Annotated in this window: 17 protein-coding genes; 5 read left to right on the top strand and 12 right to left on the bottom strand. The window is 41.5% G+C overall.

Annotated features, from left to right (window positions below):
• Positions 1-25 precede the first annotated feature (25 nt).
• The 4 genes from ACZ43M_RS11400 to ACZ43M_RS11385 all read right to left on the bottom strand — a co-directional run bounded on the left by ACZ43M_RS11400 (position 26) and on the right by ACZ43M_RS11385 (position 3,924).
• Complete coding sequence (locus tag ACZ43M_RS11400) at positions 26-328, bottom strand: iron-sulfur cluster assembly accessory protein (RefSeq protein WP_464507521.1); 303 nt, start codon at positions 326-328, stop codon at positions 26-28.
• Between the two features lie 105 nt (positions 329-433).
• Positions 434-1,132, bottom strand: coding sequence for a CDP-diacylglycerol--serine O-phosphatidyltransferase (pssA, locus tag ACZ43M_RS11395; protein ID WP_464507520.1), 699 nt, complete (start codon positions 1,130-1,132; stop codon positions 434-436).
• 179 nt (positions 1,133-1,311) lie between these two features.
• On the bottom strand, positions 1,312-2,100 hold the full coding sequence (locus ACZ43M_RS11390) for a TerC family protein (RefSeq protein WP_464507519.1): 789 nt from the start codon (positions 2,098-2,100) through the stop codon (positions 1,312-1,314).
• Between the two features lie 291 nt (positions 2,101-2,391).
• Positions 2,392-3,924: a carboxypeptidase M32 gene (locus ACZ43M_RS11385; protein WP_464507518.1), complete on the bottom strand. Its 1,533-nt coding sequence runs from the start codon at positions 3,922-3,924 to the stop codon at positions 2,392-2,394.
• Positions 3,925-4,140: 216 nt separating this feature from the next.
• On the opposite strand from ACZ43M_RS11385, the gene ACZ43M_RS11380 reads away from it, so the two are divergent.
• The gene (locus ACZ43M_RS11380) at positions 4,141-6,261 is read left to right on the top strand and encodes a peptidoglycan D,D-transpeptidase FtsI family protein (protein ID WP_464507517.1); all 2,121 of its coding nucleotides are present in this window, start codon (positions 4,141-4,143) and stop codon (positions 6,259-6,261) included.
• 21 nt (positions 6,262-6,282) lie between these two features.
• On the opposite strand, the gene ACZ43M_RS11375 is transcribed toward ACZ43M_RS11380, so the two are convergent.
• From ACZ43M_RS11375 to ACZ43M_RS11365, 3 genes are read right to left on the bottom strand one after another with little or no spacing between them, the layout of a single operon-like run.
• Positions 6,283-6,738, bottom strand: a complete 456-nt coding sequence (locus ACZ43M_RS11375; protein WP_464507516.1) for a (2Fe-2S)-binding protein — start codon at positions 6,736-6,738, stop codon at positions 6,283-6,285.
• A 16-nt stretch (positions 6,739-6,754) separates the two neighbouring features.
• The gene (locus tag ACZ43M_RS11370; RefSeq protein WP_464507515.1) at positions 6,755-7,591 is read right to left on the bottom strand and encodes an FAD binding domain-containing protein; all 837 of its coding nucleotides are present in this window, start codon (positions 7,589-7,591) and stop codon (positions 6,755-6,757) included.
• Complete coding sequence (locus ACZ43M_RS11365) at positions 7,578-9,908, bottom strand: xanthine dehydrogenase family protein molybdopterin-binding subunit (RefSeq protein ID WP_464507514.1); 2,331 nt, start codon at positions 9,906-9,908, stop codon at positions 7,578-7,580. Before ACZ43M_RS11365 ends, ACZ43M_RS11370 begins: the two co-directional genes overlap by 14 nt.
• A 250-nt stretch (positions 9,909-10,158) precedes the next feature.
• On the opposite strand from ACZ43M_RS11365, the gene ACZ43M_RS11360 reads away from it, so the two are divergent.
• Together ACZ43M_RS11360 and ACZ43M_RS11355 are read left to right on the top strand one after the other, a co-directional pair.
• Positions 10,159-11,532 (top strand): MFS transporter, encoded by a 1,374-nt coding sequence (locus ACZ43M_RS11360; RefSeq protein ID WP_464507513.1) that lies wholly within the window; start codon positions 10,159-10,161, stop codon positions 11,530-11,532.
• A gap of 215 nt (positions 11,533-11,747) precedes the next feature.
• On the top strand, positions 11,748-12,098 hold the full coding sequence (locus tag ACZ43M_RS11355) for a hypothetical protein (RefSeq protein WP_464507512.1): 351 nt from the start codon (positions 11,748-11,750) through the stop codon (positions 12,096-12,098).
• A gap of 44 nt (positions 12,099-12,142) precedes the next feature.
• Here the strand turns inward: ACZ43M_RS11355 and ACZ43M_RS11350 are convergent, their stop codons facing one another.
• Positions 12,143-12,919 (bottom strand): C40 family peptidase, encoded by a 777-nt coding sequence (locus ACZ43M_RS11350; RefSeq protein WP_464507511.1) that lies wholly within the window; start codon positions 12,917-12,919, stop codon positions 12,143-12,145.
• Between the two features lie 236 nt (positions 12,920-13,155).
• Between ACZ43M_RS11350 and ACZ43M_RS11345 the strand changes: the two genes are divergently transcribed.
• Positions 13,156-14,319 carry a TIGR04053 family radical SAM/SPASM domain-containing protein gene (locus tag ACZ43M_RS11345; protein WP_464507510.1) on the top strand — a complete coding sequence of 388 codons (1,164 nt, stop codon included), beginning with the start codon at positions 13,156-13,158 and terminating at the stop codon, positions 14,317-14,319.
• 34 nt (positions 14,320-14,353) lie between these two features.
• On the opposite strand, the gene ACZ43M_RS11340 is transcribed toward ACZ43M_RS11345, so the two are convergent.
• From ACZ43M_RS11340 to ACZ43M_RS11325, 4 genes are read right to left on the bottom strand one after another with little or no spacing between them, the layout of a single operon-like run.
• On the bottom strand, positions 14,354-15,454 hold the full coding sequence (locus ACZ43M_RS11340) for a Ger(x)C family spore germination protein (RefSeq protein ID WP_464507509.1): 1,101 nt from the start codon (positions 15,452-15,454) through the stop codon (positions 14,354-14,356).
• A complete protein-coding gene (locus tag ACZ43M_RS11335) occupies positions 15,451-16,521 on the bottom strand; it encodes a GerAB/ArcD/ProY family transporter (RefSeq protein ID WP_464507508.1) in 1,071 nt (356 codons plus the stop codon). Before ACZ43M_RS11335 ends, ACZ43M_RS11340 begins: the two co-directional genes overlap by 4 nt.
• A 19-nt stretch (positions 16,522-16,540) precedes the next feature.
• Entirely contained in the window at positions 16,541-16,966 is a 426-nt protein-coding gene (locus ACZ43M_RS11330) for a spore germination protein (RefSeq protein ID WP_464507507.1), read from the bottom strand.
• The gene (locus ACZ43M_RS11325) at positions 16,912-17,880 is read right to left on the bottom strand and encodes a spore germination protein (protein ID WP_464507506.1); all 969 of its coding nucleotides are present in this window, start codon (positions 17,878-17,880) and stop codon (positions 16,912-16,914) included. Before ACZ43M_RS11325 ends, ACZ43M_RS11330 begins: the two co-directional genes overlap by 55 nt.
• Positions 17,881-18,045: 165 nt before the next feature.
• Here ACZ43M_RS11325 and ACZ43M_RS11320 point away from each other — a divergent pair, with 165 nt between their 5' ends.
• Complete coding sequence (locus tag ACZ43M_RS11320; protein ID WP_464507505.1) at positions 18,046-19,272, top strand: hypothetical protein; 1,227 nt, start codon at positions 18,046-18,048, stop codon at positions 19,270-19,272.
• Positions 19,273-19,283: the final 11 nt, after the last annotated feature.

Here is a 19,283-nt window from a genome sequence, read left to right as displayed (position 1 = left end):
GGAGTCCAAATGTTTTCGTACTTCTTTAATGGTGGTGATGGTGAGCCATTGAAGGGTTGGTAATGACCCATTGTTCTTCAGGGACTTGGAAGAGTTGGATCCAGAGATCCTCCAAGTATTGATTGCCTTTTTCAATAATGAAGTCAATTTCTTTATCTGATGTGACGACAACGTCATTTTCGGTTGGCGTATCAAGCATTAAATCATAGTGGGCGTGGTCACCGTGAACGTTTGTCACGTAGACCCGGAACATTTTTCCTTGCGCTTCCTCCTGCTCCAGCATTCGTTTTATTGCCTTTGCTGCAATGCGATTTACTTTTACTTTCATAGCTGTTCCTTCTTTCTGAGAATCGTAATAAAACCTATACTATATTAAAATAAACAATATGCTGATAAATTACCAGTTCTTTGTCCATTTTCCATAAATGCAATCCTATAGCTTTGGTTTACGTCTTCGCTTACGACGGACCTGCTGGAAAACAATAAAGGCAATGTAGAGCGGAACAGCGACATAAATAAAGTACGGATAACGCTCTCTTGTTAAACTTAAATAAATGGCATAGGCCAAAAACGCGGTGACAATAATCCCGTATTTGGGAAGCGGCACTTCCTTCAAACTTGGTATTTTAACGGTACTAACCATTAGAAAACAAAGGACAAAAAAAGCTACTGGCAAAATGAATGATGGCATTTTTCCGTGAAAAAGTGTTAAAAGTGTTAACAAACCTCCAGCAGCAGTAATGGGCACTCCGGTAAAATACTTAAGCGAGGATTTGACCGCATTGATATTGAACCTTGCGAGCCGATAGGCGCCAAATAGCGGAAACAATCCGGAAATGGCCATTCCCAAAACACCAAAATTCGAAAAATAGGCATAATAGGCCATCATTGCCGGTGCAACCCCAAAGGTCACAATGTCAGCAAGCGAATCCAATTCTTTCCCCAATTCACTTTGTACCCGAAGTATTCTGGCAATTCGGCCATCCATGCTGTCCAACATCATCCCGATTAAAATAAGGATGGCGGCATTTTTATAGTCCCCCTGTGCCGAATACATGATGGATAGAAAGCCAAAAAATAAATTAAACAGCGTAAATAAATTAGGAATACTGTTTCTTATAATGTGTATCACTCCATTTTTCCAAATACCATTATGATCGTAAAGTTTACTTTCATTAGTATGAACTATAATCAGTATATCTTTCCCATAAATCATAACACTTTTTAGGTTGGGAATCATATATATTTCAAAAAAAGGAAGGCAATCCAAGCTGTGTTGGAACGCCTTCCTTTTTGTACGTATTTACCATTTTAAGATGCCGTTGATTCACCTTCTGCCTGTTTCTGGCTCTTATCCTTCGAAAAGAACCAACCTGCAGCGGCGATTCCAACTAACACGAGATAGAAGCTTAGTTTCCACTGTGTAGAATGAGCAAATTCTTCGCTTAAGATGCCAAGTGCGGGATGTGAAAGGGTATAAACAGCAAGTTTTACACCAACCCATCCGACGATGGTAAAAGCGGCAATTTCCAAGCCTGGCTTTTTTTCCAGAAGTGAGACGAATAGGTTTGCGGCAAATCGCATAATCACCAAACCAATGATACCGCCTGCGAAGATGACCAGGAATTTACCACCATCAAGTCCGCCGATGTTTGGCAATGGTGTATTTGGAAGAACGACAGCCATTGCCACTGCTGCAAGGATAGAGTCAACTGCGAAAGCAATATCCGCCAGTTCGACCTTAAACACGGTACCCCAAAATCCTCCTGCTTTTTTACCCTCTTTTTGCGGTTTTACCTCGCCTTTACCTTTTACAAAAAACTTACGGAAAATATGATTTCCGGCCATAAATAATAAATAAATGGCACCAATTGCTTGAACCTGCCACACATCAACAAGAAAGGAAATCGCGAACAATGATGCAAAACGGAAGACAAACGCCCCGGCCAATCCATAAAATAAGGCTTTCTTCCGTTCTTCTTCCGGTAAATGTTTAACCATAATCGCCAAAACCAACGCATTATCAGCGGCGAGGAGCCCTTCCAAGGCAATCAATACTAGCAAAACCCAACCGTATTCCAGTAATAAAGTGAAATCCATGAATATTTCCTCCTTAAAAGTAAGGTTTCTTAAAAATATTCCTCTCGCCACTAAAATAGGCCTTTACCGTATACAGTAAAGGCCTCAAAAAACACAGAAAAGACCTTTACCTGTAAAGTAAAGGTCTTGCTAACAACATCAACGTTGCCAATAAAGCCGGAGAATACCATTCTCGAAATGACGACTTTACTGTAGCAGCTACTCCCCTTTAAAAAGGAAATATTTTATTACTACTATGATATTATCATTTAAATCCAATGTCAATGTTAGATTTAAAGATTAATAATTTTTTTACAATTCATATACCTCTGAGTATTTTTTCTCGAGATATTCAACCAAATACTGCGCATTTAATTCCTCGCCGGTAACCTTGACGATTAACTCATTTGGTGTATAAAGCTTGCCATATTGGTGGATATTTTCTTTTAGCCAGTTTTGAATTATGTCGAATCTGCCGGCTTCAATATGTTGATAGAAATCAGGCAAATCGCGTTGAATTTTTCTCAGGATTTGCGCAGCGTAAAGATTCCCTAAAGAATACGACGGAAAGTACCCAATTCCACCGAAAGACCAGTGAACATCTTGCAGCACCCCTTCTGTATCTGTTGCCGGAGTAACCCCGAGATAATCCTGCATCTTTTGATTCCAAATTGCCGGTAGTTCTTTTGCTTCAATGTCTCCAGCAATCAGTGCTTTTTCAATTTCATAGCGCACCATGATGTGAAGGTTATAGGTCAACTCATCTGCCTCAACGCGGATAAACGACGGCTCGACCGTATTCACTGCTCGATAAAATTCATCTAACGTTACATTGGCAAGTTGATTGTGGAAGGTCTCCTGCAGCTTTGGATAGAAAAACTTCCAAAATTCCTTGCTGCGGCCAACCATATTTTCCAGGAATCTTGATTGCGATTCATGGATTCCAAATGAAGTCCCGCTTTGCAGCACAGATTCTTCATATTCAGGATTCACATGCTGTTCGTAGATGCCGTGCCCTGCTTCATGTATCGTGCCAAATAGCGCTGATCGGACATTATTCTCAAGATATCGGGTAGTTAAACGAACATCGCCAATATTGACTGTTTGGGCAAACGGATGAACGGTCTCATCGAGGCGGCCCGCTTCCATATCAAAGCCAATAATCGGCAGGATATAACGGTTAAATTGCTTTTGTTTTTCAATATCAAATGCTTGCTGAAAAATCTCGGAAGGTGTCACCTTTCCATGTTCCTTAATTCGAGTTAACAAATTGACACTGGACTCTCTTAACTTGGCAAACAATGGGTCTAGTGTTTTTACTGTTAATCCTGGCTCAAACTCATCCAATAGTGCATCATAAGGGTGGTCCTCATATCCGTAAATTTCAGCAAATTTCCGCTTGAATTCAACTATTTTCTCCAGTGCTGGAAGAAAAGCAGCAAAATCATTATTTTCCCTGGCCTCTTCCCATGCATCGTTAGCTTGAGCTGTTAACACGGAGTATTCCTTAAACAGATCTGCCGGAATGCTTTTTGATTTTTGGTAAAAGGCACTGTACTCCCGAACCTTCGCCTTTGTAACATCATCCAAAAGCGCAGCATGCTCTGGTGCTGAAAGAACTTGAAGTAATTCTCCCATTTCATCTGAAACGGATAGTTTAAACACCTCTGTACGTAATGTACCAGTTGCTTTTGCAAAAACTTGCCTGCCCTTTTTTGGCGCCATCACTTTTTGGTCCCAGTCAGCTAAACCGAGAATACTGGAGTAATGAGTAATTTTTTCATCTAACGCACTAAATTGCTCCATTGCATTTTGTAAAGCAGGTTCAAGTACCTTCTGTTCCATAAGTAGTCCCCCTTTTGGATGAGTCCTTTATCCCAAATAATATGGGACTGTTTTCACCCTTTTTCATTATAAAATAAAAATTCAAATAAGGAAAAAAATTTAAAAATCTTTCGTTCGACTCTTATCAGCTAAAATTTGTCATATTTAGCATTAAATCACTTTTCATTAAGACATAATAAAAATAATAATAACAGTAGGAAAAGGAAGTGGAATAGTATGGAGGACCAGAAAAAGAAAAAATCTCATTTTCCCTTTCGCCTAAATTTACTCTTTTTTAGCGTCTTTTTATTATTCTCTATATTGATTTTGCGACTTGGATTTGTGCAAATTGTTTATGGGGAGAACTTTAAACGGGACCTCGAACGGAAGGAAGATGTAACGGTCAGCAATCCGGTGCCGCGCGGAGTGATGTATGACCGTGACATGCGGGTAGTTGTTGACAATGTTCCCATTAGAGCAATTACGTTTACCAATGAAGGCTTCACCACCCAGGAGATGCTGCAAACGGCCGAAAAATTGGCCCAATTGATTGACAAAAAGACTGACAAAGTATCGGAAATGGATAAGCGTCACTTTTGGATTATGAAGAATCCAAAGCTTGCTGAAACCAAAATCACCAAAAAAGAAAAAGATTTATACATAGCTGAAAAATTAACTGACATAGAGCTTTACAAATTAAAACGGGACCGGATCACATCTGAAGAATTAGCCTCATTCACTGACGCTGACCTGGAAGTCATGGCGATTTTCAAAGAATTTACGAGTGGCTATAAATTCACCTCGCAAATTGTTAAAAATGAGGATGTCACCGATGAGGAATTTGCTGTTGTAAGCGAGAATCTTCAATCTCTCCCTGGGGTCGATACAACCACAGACTGGGAACGGGCGTATCCGTTTGAAAATACTTTACGCTCCGTTCTGGGTAAGGTAACGAAATCAGAGGAAGGGCTTCCTGCTGACCAACTAGACTATTATTTAGCCAGAGGCTACAGCCGTAATGACCGCGTGGGCAAAAGCCAGTTGGAATTGCAATATGAAGAAGTATTACGGGGCCACAAATCAAAAATTAAAAATATCACCGATAAAACGGGAAATGTCATAGAAACCATGGAGGTTTCCGATGGCCAAAAAGGAAAAGACCTTGTCCTGACATTGGATATGAAATTGCAAAAAGCGGTGGACCAAATTATTGAGGAAGAACTATGGAACGCGAAACGAATGGCAGGAACGGCACTAACAGACCGCGCGTATGTTGTTTTAATGGAGCCTTTTACCGGTGAAGTATTGGCTATGGCCGGAAAAAAAATAGTTAAAAACCCGGAGACAAGAACCTCGGTTATGGAAGACGATGCAATTGGCACCTTTACGACCACATATAATGTCGGGTCTACTGTGAAGGGGGCAACGATTTTAACCGGCTATAAGACCGGTGCAATTTCTCCCGGGATGGTCTTTGATGATACCGGGATCAAGATTAAAGATACCCCCGTCAAAAAATCATATATGTATTTGGGAAAATTAAATGAAATCAATGCCTTGAAGAAATCCTCCAACGTGTATATGTTCCATACAGCGATCAGAATCGGAAATGGCCGCTATGAATACGACAAACCATTAAGTTTCAACAATAGAAATGCATTTGAAATAATTCGTAATAATTTCGCGGCATTTGGTTTGGGCACCCGGACCGGAATTGACCTTCCCAATGAACAAGCAGGCTTTAAAGGCCAAAGCAGGCTTCCTGGTTATTTGCTCGATTTATCCATCGGGCAGTATGATACCTATTCGGCAATGCAGCTGGCTCAATATGTATCCACCATTGCCAATGGCGGTTACCGGATGCAGCCGCATGTTGTGAAAGAAATTCGCAACCCATCCGAGGAAGTGGATCAGTTGGGGTCTGTGGCTAAGGAAGTCAATCCTGTTGTCCTTAATACGATTGATGCCAAAAAGGAATGGATGAATCGAGTCCAAACAGGCTTTAAAAAGGTAATGCAAGAGCCTGGCGGCACAGCCTATAAACACTTTTTGGATGTCAGTTATGCCCCGGCCGGAAAAACAGGCACAGCCGAAGCCTTTTACGATGGTCCACAACGGCACAAATTCGGTAAAGAACCTCCAGCTGTCATCAATCTCAGCCTGGTCAGCTATGCACCAAGCTCTAACCCCGAAGTAGCAATGGCCGTATTAGTTCCATGGGCATACCAAGGAGACAACAACAACCAACTCAACTTTAAAATCGGCCGGAGAGTGATGGATACTTACTTTCAACTAAAGAACCACGGGAAGAACCACGGGGACGGTTCTTCTGGTTCCGTTTCATCCAATTTACAATAAAGGGTGCCACAATCGCACCCTTTAGCTTTTATTCAGCACAGCTTTTATCGCCTGTTCTATTTCAGCATAGCCGGTACAGCGGCAGATATTTGATTCCAGCCACTCTTTAATCGTTCTATCATCAGCATCATGATGCTGCCCGATTAATGAGTGACAATTCATAATAAAGCCGGGGGTACAGTAGCCGCATTGAAATGCGAAATTCTCGACAAAGGCTTGTTGGATTGGCGCATCTTTTAACCCCTCAATTGTCGTTACCTCTTTTCCAACCGCTTCCACTGCCAGCATCAAACAGGATTTCATTGGCCAGCCATCCACATTTACTGTGCACGCCCCGCAATCCCCATTGAGGCAGCCTGGCTTCGCGCCGGTCAATCCAAGCTTGCCTCTTAATATATATAACAGTGTATCGGCAAACCTTGCATGCACAACCCGCTTTTCCCCATTTATCGATAAAGTAAACGTCTGTAAGGTCACGGTGCCATCCTCCCCGTTAAGCATTTATACTATCAAATTCCAGCAAAATATCAGTTAACAGATTCTGCAAAACAAATTTCCGATACTCTGCTGAACCTTCAATATCATCCAGTATCGGTGCCGGTAACACGTCAAGTGCCCCAGATACCCTGGTTGGAACAGCCCCACCCTGACTAATTGCTGCCTCCATTTCCTTTGAACGAAACGGAAATGGACACAGCCCACTTACGGCAACACGCACCTCTCCGCCAATTTTTACAGCTGCCACAGTGAGTAACGGGTAACCCGTATCCCACTGCTGGCGGCGTTTAATGCTAATAAACGGGGCATGAATATATTTCCTTTCGGTGGCCAACTGTACAAGTAATTCTCCTTTCCCAAGCTGCAGCTCCTTTTGAAAAATATCATTGATGTAGTGGACTTTGACCCCTTGCGGACCAATAACTACGGCCTGGCTATCTACAAGCAGGAATGGCAATACTGCCTCGCGGTAAAATATTTGTCCGCATATATTACCGCCAACTGTTATTTTTCCACGAGCAGTATGGTCGGCAATTTCACTTGACGTTTTTGTTAACAGCGGAAAAAGATCAGCCTCTTCAATTGCCGTTAATGTCAGAGCACTTCCTAACACAAGATGGTCGCCATCATGTTCCATCATCCGGCATTCTACAATGTCCTTGATATCAATGACTGCTTCTGTATAAACCAAATCAATTCTTCCCAGTGTAATAAGCTCCGTTGTACCAGAAATATACATCGGCTGTCTGCCTAAATCCTGCATGTATTGATATAGCTGTACAGCCTCCTGCAGCGTTTTTGGCCGGTAATACTCAAAATCAAAGGGAAGCATGATTTGTCCCCCTTTTCGTCTTCCAGATTAGTTCCGGGATCAACGGCAAATGATGGATTGAAACACCAGCGGCAACTGACAGAGCATTCCCAAGTGCACCTGGCATCCCCATCAATCCATGCTCGCCGAGGCCGCGTGCTCCATAAGCTGAATCAAGTGCAGGTGTTTCGACGAAACCGACCAAGTATTCTGGATTTTCACCATATCTAAGCGGCCGGTAGGTACGAAGCTGCGGATTCAACACCCTGCCAAGCTCATCAAAATAAAACGTCTCTCGGCCGGCAAACGCCAGCCCCATGCTCATCGCTCCCATCACCTGACCGAGAGCAGCCTTTTCATTCATGACTTTTCCGGCATCTACCACCGTGCAAGCTTTTACTAGTCTGTACGTGCAATCCCTGCGGTCAAATTCAATCTCTACAGCGTATGCTGCCGGCGTCCATTCTGGTCCCGGCTTGCCCTCACCCGTTTCTGGGTCAAGGTGGGTAAGATGCCGCAAAACAAAATTACCCCGTCCAATGATTTGCCCGCCAATTGCATTTCCATTTGGATATTTATAGCCATAACCAACATCTTTAAAATGAAGCCCAATAGAAGGATCATCACGCAGGAAGACGCGGCTGTCACCTACTTCAAAATCCTCCACAGGGGCCCTTAACGCACAGGAGGCTATTTCTTTCAATTGACGGATTACGTCATCGGCAGCTTCCAAAACTGCTCTGCCACCCATATAGGTTCCTCGGCTGGCAACGGTTTTCCAATGCTCCGGTGTGGTTTGTGTATCCACTTCCATCCGGACATGGATTTTATCTACATCCATTTTCAACCGTTCGGCAAGGATTTGTGCCAAAATTGTTTTTGTACCAGTGCCAATTTCGATTAACCCGGACATTAAGTTGATGCTCCCATCCCGATTAAAGGTCAATATTGCTCCAGACGGGGCATCGGAATCAATTGTCGAGGTTTTCCAGCTGCAGCTGACCCCCTTGACCCTGACAAGGCGCTCATTAATTTCTCGAACCGCTCCCTCATCCCATTTAATCAGCTCTCTTACTTTTTCAATACATTTAGGCAAATCACCCAAATTGCTCCTATTTAATTTCACTCTAGTGGGTGTTGTATCCCCTGGCCTAATCGCATTGATATAGCGAAGCTGCAGCGGGTCCATGTTTAGTTTTTGTGCCAGAAGATCCATTGTCCGTTCAATGGCAAACGAAAGTTCTGAATGACTGAACCCCCTAAACGGTGAGGCATAAGGATGGTTCGTATACATGCAGTAGGAGTCGCACCAAACATTGTCTATGCTATATGGGCCGGTGCAATCCACCGCGCCAGACCTTGTAACATCAATGGCTTTATCGGAGTAAGCTCCGCCATCCCACAAATATTGTATTTGCGCCGCTTTTAGTTTCCCGTCACGCCCTGCCCCCAATTTGACAACAGCATCGAGGCCAATATGACAGGGGGAGGTAATCATGTCCTCCTCTCTCGTATTAAATATTTTTACAGGTTCCCCGCCAACTTCCTTGGAAGCCAAATACGCGAGCAGCTCCAGCTGGACTGAAGCCTTTCCGCCATAGGCACCCCCAACCAGCGGCGTATGAACGATAATCTTGCCCATGTCCTCGCCAAAATACTTGGAAATTAACTGTTTGACCATAAACGGAGCCTGCGACGAAGTCATGATAATAACATTACCGTCTGACATGATTTCAGCGGTGGAACACCGTGTTTCCATGGCCGAATGGTCAGAAGGTGAAAACGAAAAACTGGCTTCAACCACTGTTTCACTTTCCGCCCACCCTTGCTCCATATTCCCTTTGCGAATTTTTATATGCGTTGCAATATTGGTGCCTGGCACCGGAAGGGAATCTTCTTCCTTTTCATATTGTCCAAGGTTCTCATGAACCAAAGGCGCACCCCTTTGGAATGCCTCTGTCGGCGAATTGACCACGGGCAGTAATTCGTATTGAACTTCTATGAGGTCTGCTGCTGTTTTCGCCTGTGTTGGTGTATCGGCAACAACAAGTGCTACCGGTTCGCCGTGATAACGGACTTTATCAACTGCCAACGGCGGTCTGTCGCGAATGGCCTCACCGGTCAGCGGATATTGCTTTCCGGCTAGTATCGTTCTGACACCAGGAACTTTCCAGGCTCTTGATGTGTCAATTTTTATAATTTTTGCATGGCCATAAGGGCTGATGACCATTTTCCCGGACAGCATCCCAGTTGAATGATAGTCATTCGTATATTTAGCCCGGCCGGTTACTTTGTCAAATGCCTCTTTCCGAATAACACTTTTTCCAACAACCTTCATTAACGCTCCTCCTCTCGGGAGACTTTACATCGTTGTCCATCGTAATCAATACAGAAACCCCTACCGTATTTATATGGATGGGAAGGCTATTCCTAGACTGGTAAATTTCTTTCATAGTTAATTAGAGGGCAGGATAAGCTAAACCATACATACTTAAATAGTAATATCAATTTTTCATATAGTTATGTCTTTAACAAATCACCAATAGAGAACAGATGCCTTTTCTCCTCTATGGAGATGAAAGGAATGAATGAATTTGGATCGTAAAAGAGCACTATTTATTTCTGCCGTAGCATCAGGTACCATGCTAAATCCCCTAAATTCCTCCATGATAGCCCTGGCACTTCATAGTATCCAACGGGAGTTTCAGCTTTCTTTTGCCACCGCGTCCTGGTTAATCTCTAGCTTTTATTTAGCAAGTGCGGTGGCCCAGCCTGTTACTGGCAAAATCGGGGATATTTTCGGAAGAAAGAAGACCTTTTTATTCGGACTGGGCCTCGTCGCGCTTTCAGCATTTGGTGCCCCATTATCGGAAACCTTTCTAATCCTCCTGGTTATGAGACTATTTCAATCCATCGGCAGCAGTGCAATTTATCCGTCAGGAATGGCATTAATACGCGACCATATTAAAGAGAGACAAGCCTCCGCGCTTGCTGTCCTATCCATTTTTGCTTCGGCAATGGTGGCACTCGGCCCGACTATCGGAGGCTTCCTGATTGTCTGGGGCAGCTGGCCAGCGATCTTTTGGGTCAACTTCCCGTTTGTTCTCATCAGTTTTCTGCTTGGCTGGTTTATGTTTCCCAAGGATGTTAAAAAGGACAAAGAAACGATTAAAAGACTTTCTAATCTTGATTTCTGGGGAATGGGATTTTTCGGTGCAGGAATGGTACTGTTTTTATGGTTTTTACTATCATTCGAAACGCAGGTTCATTATCTGGCAGGGTTCGCCGGGCTGATTTTCTTTGGCTTGTTTGCATGGAGGGAGCTAAGGGTTCGAGAACCCTTCATTGATATTCGGATATTTAAAACCCATCCACAACTAACAATGGTATATTTGCAGTTTATTGTTCTAAATATTTTCTTTTACTGTTTGTTTTTCGGTCTGCCCAGCTATTTCCAAGAAGTCCTTGGTCTTAGTGTCGAAAAGAGCGGGTTGATGATGTTATTTATGTCCGGAGTCAGCATTTTAATCTCAACCATAGCAGGAAAATGGATTGATCGGGCGGGCATATATCAGCCAATAATGATTGGGGCGTTATTTTCCATTATTGGTGCACTGACTTTTACCTTCTTCTTTATTAATGCCAATTATGTGGTAATCGGAATCATATTAGCCCTGATGGGGTTAAGCTACGGGATTGGCAATGTGGTACTGCAAGTTGCCATGCTGCAGGAGAGCCCTAAGGAAATTGTAGGAACGACCTCTGGACTTTTCCAAACCTGCCGTTATTTAGGGTCCATATTTTCAACTATTATCCTAGGCTTGATTTTTGGTGAGAATATTTCTGCTGAAAAGATAAAGACCGTTGGAGAAGTCCTTATTTTGACAGGGGTAGTCAGCTTTTTTATGAGCCTCTGGTTTTCAAGGGAGACACTTAGTTTTTTTAAAATAAAGCGTGTCTAATTATTTCTTAAACTCTTCATGTTTCCTTCATAGTTTGTTCATATTTACCGGCTATGATAGTGATAGGTTCTCAAACAGAACCCTTCAACCTCCGCCCCCTTTTATAATAGATGTTGCTTGAAGCCCGGTAAATTGCCGGGTCTATTTTTTTAGGTATAGTTCCTGGATTCCCTGTCAATAACAGTAAAAAAACTTCGAAAAGAAGGTGTTATTGGTTGAAGGGAATATATTATATTAATGATCGTATTTGTTTCAATGGATTATCAAATGAGGAAAGCAAGCTGCTGCAGGAACAATCGATCCAGAAGTATATGAAAGAGCAAAGAATCCAAGCCATTAAGCTGAATCCCTATCAATTAGCTGATTATTATACGATTCCGCATGCCCTGCTATATGATTTAAAAAGGGTTAAAAACCAATTCGACTGTTTTATCCATTATTCACAACAGGCTGTTGAGGATTTTATGTATACATATCCGGCAAAGTGGCTGATTCTAAAGAGTTACTTCAAGGAAATCATTGTAATTGAAAATCAGAACGACTTATCTGTGCAGAATATTAGTTAGCAAAAAAATCCGCTTCTTCAAAGAGCGGATTTTTTCTTCACCTATTAAAATGCTGTTCTTGCCCCTAAATACCTCGTTTTCCAGTACGTTGTCGTCATATCACTAATCGCAACACCGCTTGAACCAGCCTGAATAAACTTGTTGTTTCCAAGGTAAATGCCGACATGTGACGGACCTGTTGTATAAGTTTCAAAAAATACCAAATCTCCTGGATTCGGGCTGTTGACTGCCTTCAAACCGGACCATTGAGCTGCGGTAGTACGCGGAATCGTCACTCCTACCTTCTCGAATACATATTTAGCGTAACCGCTGCAATCAAACCCGGCAGGCGTATTACCGCCCCATAAATATGGGCTTCCGATATATTTCTTTGCTTCATCCATAACCATTTGCGCTTTTGAGACTGTTGGGGCAGGATTGGCAGCCTTAACAGTAAGCTGTTGACCAACATAAATCATATCTGAAGTTAATCCATTTAAATTCTTGATATCAGTAACCGTGATTCCAAACAGTTTGGAGATCCCCCATAGGGTATCGCCGGATTTTACACTATAAATGGTATTGTTCGAAGAAGAGACCGTTTGTGTTTCATGGCTATGCGGGGCTAAAAGTGATAGCTTTTGATTTACATAGATGGTGTCATTGATAAGCTTGTTCCATGTTTTCAGGTCGGAAACTGCAACTTTATTTGCTTGCGAGATTTTCCATAGAGTGTCGCCGGATTGTACGGTATAGATGTTTTCATGGGCACTTGCCCCTCCCGCAAAAGATGCAAATAAGATACCGGTTGTTGCTGCAACTGTCAGTAGATGTTTTTTCATAGGTGGCACTCCTTCAATATTGATAGTTTTATAATATAGGAGAGTACAACTGGATGTAATACCAAAGATATGGTTTACATGTCAGCAATTTCCACCACTTTGCTAGTTTTATTAATTATTAGCTTAGATAATGTAGAAATATTGTAACAAACCACCCATGCATTACCAAAACACAAATTTATAATGAATTTATAAAGACCTGTTACATTAAAATTTGAAAAAGCATGGTGATGAAGATGCAAGGAATTAGTAAAGGACATCCACACGGGATGAGTAAAACGATCGATTATGATCAAAACCCATTTATCGTCATTTGGGAAGTGACTAGAGCTTGCCAGCTTAAGTGCGTACACTGCCGGGCCGATGCGCAGCTTACACCTGACCCGCGCGAATTGTCTCATGAGGAAGGAATTAATCTCATAGACCAAATCTATGATATGGATAACCCGATGCTAGTATTTACCGGTGGAGATTGCATGATGCGGGATGATTTATTTGAACTAGCTGATTATGCGATCAAAAAAGGTATGCGGGTTTCAATGACACCAAGTGCCACCCCAAATGTCACGATTGAAAAAATGAAACGCGCCAAAGAGGTTGGACTATCACGCTGGGGCTTCAGCCTTGACGGCCCGACACCGGAAATCCACGACCACTTCCGCGGCACGCCGGGAAGCTTCGACCTGACACTTGAAAAAATTAAATACTTAAATGAATTGGAAATGCCGTTGCAAATTAATACAGTCATTTCGCGCTACAATTATGACCATCTTGAAGAAATGTCGAAACTAGTCGCTGAACTCGGTTCGGTAATGTGGTATATTTTCTTGTTGGTTCCAACCGGAAGAGGCCAACTGGATGCCTGCATTACCCCTGCTGAGCATGAAAAGGTATTCCGCTGGCTGTATGATTTAAGCAAGACAGCTCCATATGATATCAAAACAACAGCCGCCCAGCATTATCGCCGCGTTGTCCTTCAGGAAAAAATGCGTGATCATGTAATTGCAAAAGGCGATATCCATTATGAAGACACGATCACTACCGATTTCGCATCGATGCATGACGGATTAAAACGGGCACCAAAGGGTGTCAACGACGGAAACGGCTTCGCCTTTGTTTCCCATATTGGCGATGTCATGCCAAGCGGTCTCTTGCCGATTGTCGGCGGCAACATTCGTGAAACACCACTTGCCGAAATTTACCGCGAGGCAAAGGTATTTAAAGAACTGCGCCAGCCTGACAATTACAAAGGAAAATGCGGCGTTTGTGAATACAATAAAATCTGCGGTGGGTCCCGCTCGAGAACCTATGCAGTTACTGGTGATTATTTGGAAAGTGAACCATTCTGCGTGTATATTCCGCAGGCCATGCGCAAAAAAGAAGCATCACCGACTGTTTAACCAATAAATAGGCAGCCCGCGGGCTGCCTATTGTTTATTCAATTAGACCTGTATCTGAAATCTGAACTTTGGATTTTACCTTAAATTGTATGGTGGGATAAATTTTCTGCCATTCTTCCCAATCATTTTTGTTAAAATGACGGGCCCGGTAGTGCAGTCCAAAGCCAATAGGATCAAGATTGGCTTGTTGGATTTTTTTCAATACCGCCATCATTTCCTTTTCTACTTGTCTTGCGGCTGCCTTTTCGTAGATGGATAGATTGCTGTTGTATATTTTTCGACTGGTTTCTTCGATTTTCCCTGCTATCGAAATTGTAACATCTATATATGGCGGTTTCCCTTTTGGAGTAATAATTTTGTATTTTGTTTTTACCTTATTAGTATCAATAGTAAATGATGTTTTCCCTTTTTTAGACCATAATGCACTTTTTTCCTCCCTATTCAAAAAATAATTTAAAAATTTGGTTTCTTCTTGGGACAGACTTAACTTCATTTGGCTTTTATCAAAAATTCCAACAGTATTAATTTCCAGTATCTCTTTATCGGGTTCAATAATTGGAAGAAATGGATCAAGTCCCTTTTCGATTAACCGTTTTTTAAAATCAAACAGGAATTCTGAAATTACATAAGGTGTTTCGGAGCCATCTTTCCCAAGGGCAAGAAATAGCGAGTTTGAAGGCAGCTGTTCTGATTTAGGTTTTACTTTAAGAACATCCATTGCGGTTGAACTTGAAATGGCCAGCCAAGCAATTTGTTGGATATCCCGCCTTCTCGACAGCCAATAAAAAATGCCGGCATTTCCTCCTCGTTTCGCCACTTTCTCGCTAAAAATAACGGCTTTATTATGGCTAAAGTCAATTTCTTTATCAGCCATCGTTTTAATTTTTCTTATCGCCTCTGACATCGAATCCGCTTCCTGTGAAATAATCGTAAATTCATTTGGCTGATCTTTGGACCCACTGGGGACAGCAAATTTTACACTGATTAGGTATTTTTTTGAGCTGTCCTTTGCTGCGTCCACACCAATAGAGACGGCAAACATGCGTTTATCAATATCCTTATAGCCGCAGCCCGTCAAGAACATAATTGAAACCAAAATGATTGCAGTATTTTTCCAATCTACCAAATGCCTCAAGCTGTCCGCCTCCTTAGCCAAAAGGCTGTAACAACTACAAGGACAGCCTCAAAGAACAACCGAATAATGAGCCAATATGCTGCAATTTTATGTAGGAGCAAAGTATTAAATTTTAACGATGCCACAACTGTGATAAAAGCAATAGCGGACAGAACAATCCAATTCAACTTTTTATTATGACGATTTTTATTGATTCCCTTTAATAATTCCAGGGCTACATGCCAGTGTATCGAAACACTTAATAAGGAAATACTCATATAAAACATGAGGAATAAATAAATTACCCGCTCAATCGGGCTATAAATCAACCGCAGCGAATCCGAAGCGGAAACCCATGGGTAAAGATATTCCGCTGCCCCGTCTGCACCGTTCAAGCCAATCGGTATAAAGAAGGATGTAAATAAATTAAACACGGCCAATCCAACAATTATAATGAAGTTACCAAGTTTTATTTTTTCCTTGAAAATCCTGTTAAAGATAATTAAGTTGGCATGTCCTGTAAAAACGAATGTTGCCGCTGCAATTACCTTTAAGTTCGGAGCTTCAAATATATAGGTACCAACCTCCATAATCGAGTCCCAGTTTAAATACGGGCTTGTAATCGCCTTTAGAACAATAAAAGCAATAAATGGTGTATTTAAAAATAGTACAATTTCCAGCAAATACATCACCCGGTCAGTTGGCAGTCTAATGATTAGGAAAATGGCCGCCAAATAAATAAGTAGCATCGATATTTTTGGCATGTCCGGATTGACAAATCGATTTAAGATATCAATAAACCCAAATAAACTAATCATTCCCGCCGATAACCAGGCTAACTGGATGCTGCCGAACAACGCTGCTTTCAACCAACGGTTTGAGTCCGCCATGATCTCGGGTAAACCTTGTCCGGGAAATTTGGAAAGGGAACGGCTGTAAATAACCGTTAATGTAATGCCAATTGGAATGGAAAGAATAATTCCCATTACGGCCCCGTCGAAACGGTATTGGAGCAAAGAGTGCGGAACAAACATGATAACATTAATAATCATATTGCAAAGAATTAAATATAAAAAATACCGATTCAACAACCTCCCTCCCATTGTTCTATTTACTTTTTGTCGTGCTTTGAACTAACGTTAAATACGGCTCACCAAAACTATCAAGCTTCACCATATAGGTAACGAACATGAAAAAGCCAAGAACAACCCCCACTAGTCCAAACAACGTACCCAATAACAAAATAAAATATTTGACTATCCTTATAGAAAAGCCAAAGGCATTAATCGGAATCACAAAATTGGCGATTGCTACAACCGAGACAATAATAATCATAATATTACTGACGAGTCCTGCTTCAGTTGCCGCCTGTCCTAAAATTAACCCGCCTACTGTCGTAGCAGTCGGGCCAATCGCCTTTGGCAGGCGGATGCTTGCCTCAGTGAGCATTTCCATCATGAATAGCATCAGCAGCACTTCTACAAACGATGGATACGGGACAGCCGTTCGGCTCCCAGCAATCGAAAGTGCCAATTGAACACGGAATACCTCTGGGTTATAGCTGGTCTGGTTACCGCTACATATAATCCTGGCGTTATCAGGCTTATTAGAAGACCAATATAACGGATCAACTGAAGAAACCTTCCAACCCAATAGGTTTGATAGATATCCGCCATTGAAACCATAAAGTCTTTCATAACGGTTGGGAGTATGACTGCAAATGGGGACCCATGGACAAGCAGAATAATTTTTCCTGTTGCCAAATTAATCGCTGCCCGGTCGGGTCTTTCCGTAGCCAGCATAATGGGAAATAAGGCTCGATTACTTTTTTTTATAATATCCAGCAATTGTTCACCGGATTGAAACATATTTACGTCAATCGACGCCAAAAACTGTTTGACCCGATCAAGCGTATCCTTGTTTGCATGCTGTGAATCATAAACCAGCATAACCTGGGTTTTCGATATCAAACCCACACTAGAGGACTCGATAGTTAGTGTTGCTTCAGGATAGCGATGGCGGATCAGACCAAGGTTGGTCGGTAGGCTTTCACTAAACCCTGATTGCGGTCCCTGGATTGTTGTTTCAACCGTCGTATCCTGGACTTGACTATTGCGGTCCACTTTACTGTCATAGATATAAACAAAATCCTGAAAGAAAACAATGGCAACCCCTCTTAACAAATCATCAATCGCTTTACTTTCAGTTTCGTATTCACTTACTTTCGGATGCGATTGAAGATAGGCCAAATATTCTTCTGCCCCCTGAATTTCAAAAAAAGGCTTAAAGATATTCTCATGGAGCACCGCTTCATCGCTAATTGTTTTTATATATAAAATTTCAAGATACTTCTCCTTGGTATAGTTCTCTTTAAAAACCAAATCCTCGGACTTTTGGATTTTACTCAGTAATCCTGCTTTAATTGATTCAACTTTTGGGGTAGGCATGTTCATTACCTCACACTGTGCTTTCCATTAATTTCCCACGCGGTTGGAATTTTATTCTAGAATAAACATAAGTGGCATTGGTTAAGGGGATTCTTTTTTGATTAAGCTACGATTGTTTCGGGCATGTTTAGTTTAGGTATATTTTAACGGAGGGAACTATTTTTTATGGTAGAATACGCAGCTACAGCAACTCATGTCTCAACAGCCTTGTTTCAATTTATCTTTCCCTTTACATATAAAGCAAAAGATGAACTGCAACTGCGCATGAGTCTTGAAAACCGTCAGTTTACCAGCTTTCAACTAAACCACCGGAATCAGGAAGCTGATTACTATGGAATGTATCAAGTTAACCATGATGATTTGGAAGCTTTTTTTCTTCCTTTAACAAACAAGCTTTTTTTTCCATCATCACAGCAAGCTAAGGGATATCAGAGATTCTCCAAGAAATTACAAGACCGGCGTTCATTTCCGATTAACAATACTGATATAGATTTTCAGATTCATTCAGTTGACCTGTTTCTCTGTCCCTATGAAATTGGTTTCATCACCATCAGGACTGAGGTTTGCCATCTCCCTTTAACTGATGCGAAGCATTTCGCTAACCAAATTCGGACTAGTTCCTCGTTCCTAAAAGGGTTAGTTATTGAATTACTAGGCTTGGATGACTTTCTAAATGGTGGTATAGCTGCTGGGTTTGATTCAAAAATTTACCTTCTTTCTTTAATTTCAGTTAATAATGATAGGAAAACTCAATATCATTTCTCGGACTATGGATTAACCTGTATTTCAAGTCAAGAAGCAGACATACTTGCTGGTTCATTTTACGGTCAACTATATTACTCCCTAATAGCTAATTTATTTCATCGGTTATTTTTTTTGAAATTTTTACAGGACTACTCTTGTATCAATATCGTTGATGACAAAAAAGCCATTAAACACCTGATATATATGCTTAATTCATTTACTTCCAATTATTTTTTTGTCACACTTCCACGAGACTCCGATGGTGAAAAATACTTTAATCAATTTAAAAGTGCTTTTCGTATTGACTATTTGCATCAATGCGCAAAAGAAGTCCTTACAACCCTTTTTCATTACCAGCAAAATAGTGCTACGAAGAAAGACAGCCTATTGCTTTTGGTTTTGACTCTCTATACCGTTATTTGCGGGATATTCAGTATGAATTTGTTTACACACGATTTGGAAGGAAACATACACTGGGGACAGTTAAAATCCTATAATCCATTCGAATATTTTGCTGTCTTTATAGTGTTTAGTGGTATGATTGTAGTGGGATTCCTGCTTATTAGCAGTTTAATTCAAGGATGGCAGGATAAAAGAATACAGAAAATGTGGGTAGAAAAGTCGCTTTTATCGGCAAAAAAGAAATAATAGCTTAAAGG

This window comes from Neobacillus sp. B24, from assembly GCF_055381825.1.
This window is presented reverse-complemented; position numbering and strand designations above follow the sequence as displayed.

What these genes read in the sequence shown, in the direction of transcription:
- ACZ43M_RS11400 (WP_464507521.1), bottom strand. Translation starts at nt 328, where the DNA reads ATGAAAGTAAAAGTAAATCGCATTGCAGCAAAGGCAATAAAACGAATG.
- ACZ43M_RS11390 (WP_464507519.1), bottom strand. Translation starts at nt 2,100, where the DNA reads ATGGATTTCACTTTATTACTGGAATACGGTTGGGTTTTGCTAGTATTG.
- ACZ43M_RS11385 (WP_464507518.1), bottom strand. Translation starts at nt 3,924, where the DNA reads ATGGAACAGAAGGTACTTGAACCTGCTTTACAAAATGCAATGGAGCAA.
- ACZ43M_RS11380 (WP_464507517.1), top strand. Translation starts at nt 4,141, where the DNA reads ATGGAGGACCAGAAAAAGAAAAAATCTCATTTTCCCTTTCGCCTAAAT.
- ACZ43M_RS11370 (WP_464507515.1), bottom strand. Translation starts at nt 7,591, where the DNA reads ATGCTTCCCTTTGATTTTGAGTATTACCGGCCAAAAACGCTGCAGGAG.
- ACZ43M_RS11365 (WP_464507514.1), bottom strand. Translation starts at nt 9,908, where the DNA reads ATGAAGGTTGTTGGAAAAAGTGTTATTCGGAAAGAGGCATTTGACAAA.
- ACZ43M_RS11360 (WP_464507513.1), top strand. Translation starts at nt 10,159, where the DNA reads ATGAATTTGGATCGTAAAAGAGCACTATTTATTTCTGCCGTAGCATCA.
- ACZ43M_RS11350 (WP_464507511.1), bottom strand. Translation starts at nt 12,919, where the DNA reads ATGAAAAAACATCTACTGACAGTTGCAGCAACAACCGGTATCTTATTT.
- ACZ43M_RS11345 (WP_464507510.1), top strand. Translation starts at nt 13,156, where the DNA reads ATGCAAGGAATTAGTAAAGGACATCCACACGGGATGAGTAAAACGATC.
- ACZ43M_RS11325 (WP_464507506.1), bottom strand. Translation starts at nt 17,880, where the DNA reads ATGCCTACCCCAAAAGTTGAATCAATTAAAGCAGGATTACTGAGTAAA.
- ACZ43M_RS11320 (WP_464507505.1), top strand. Translation starts at nt 18,046, where the DNA reads ATGGTAGAATACGCAGCTACAGCAACTCATGTCTCAACAGCCTTGTTT.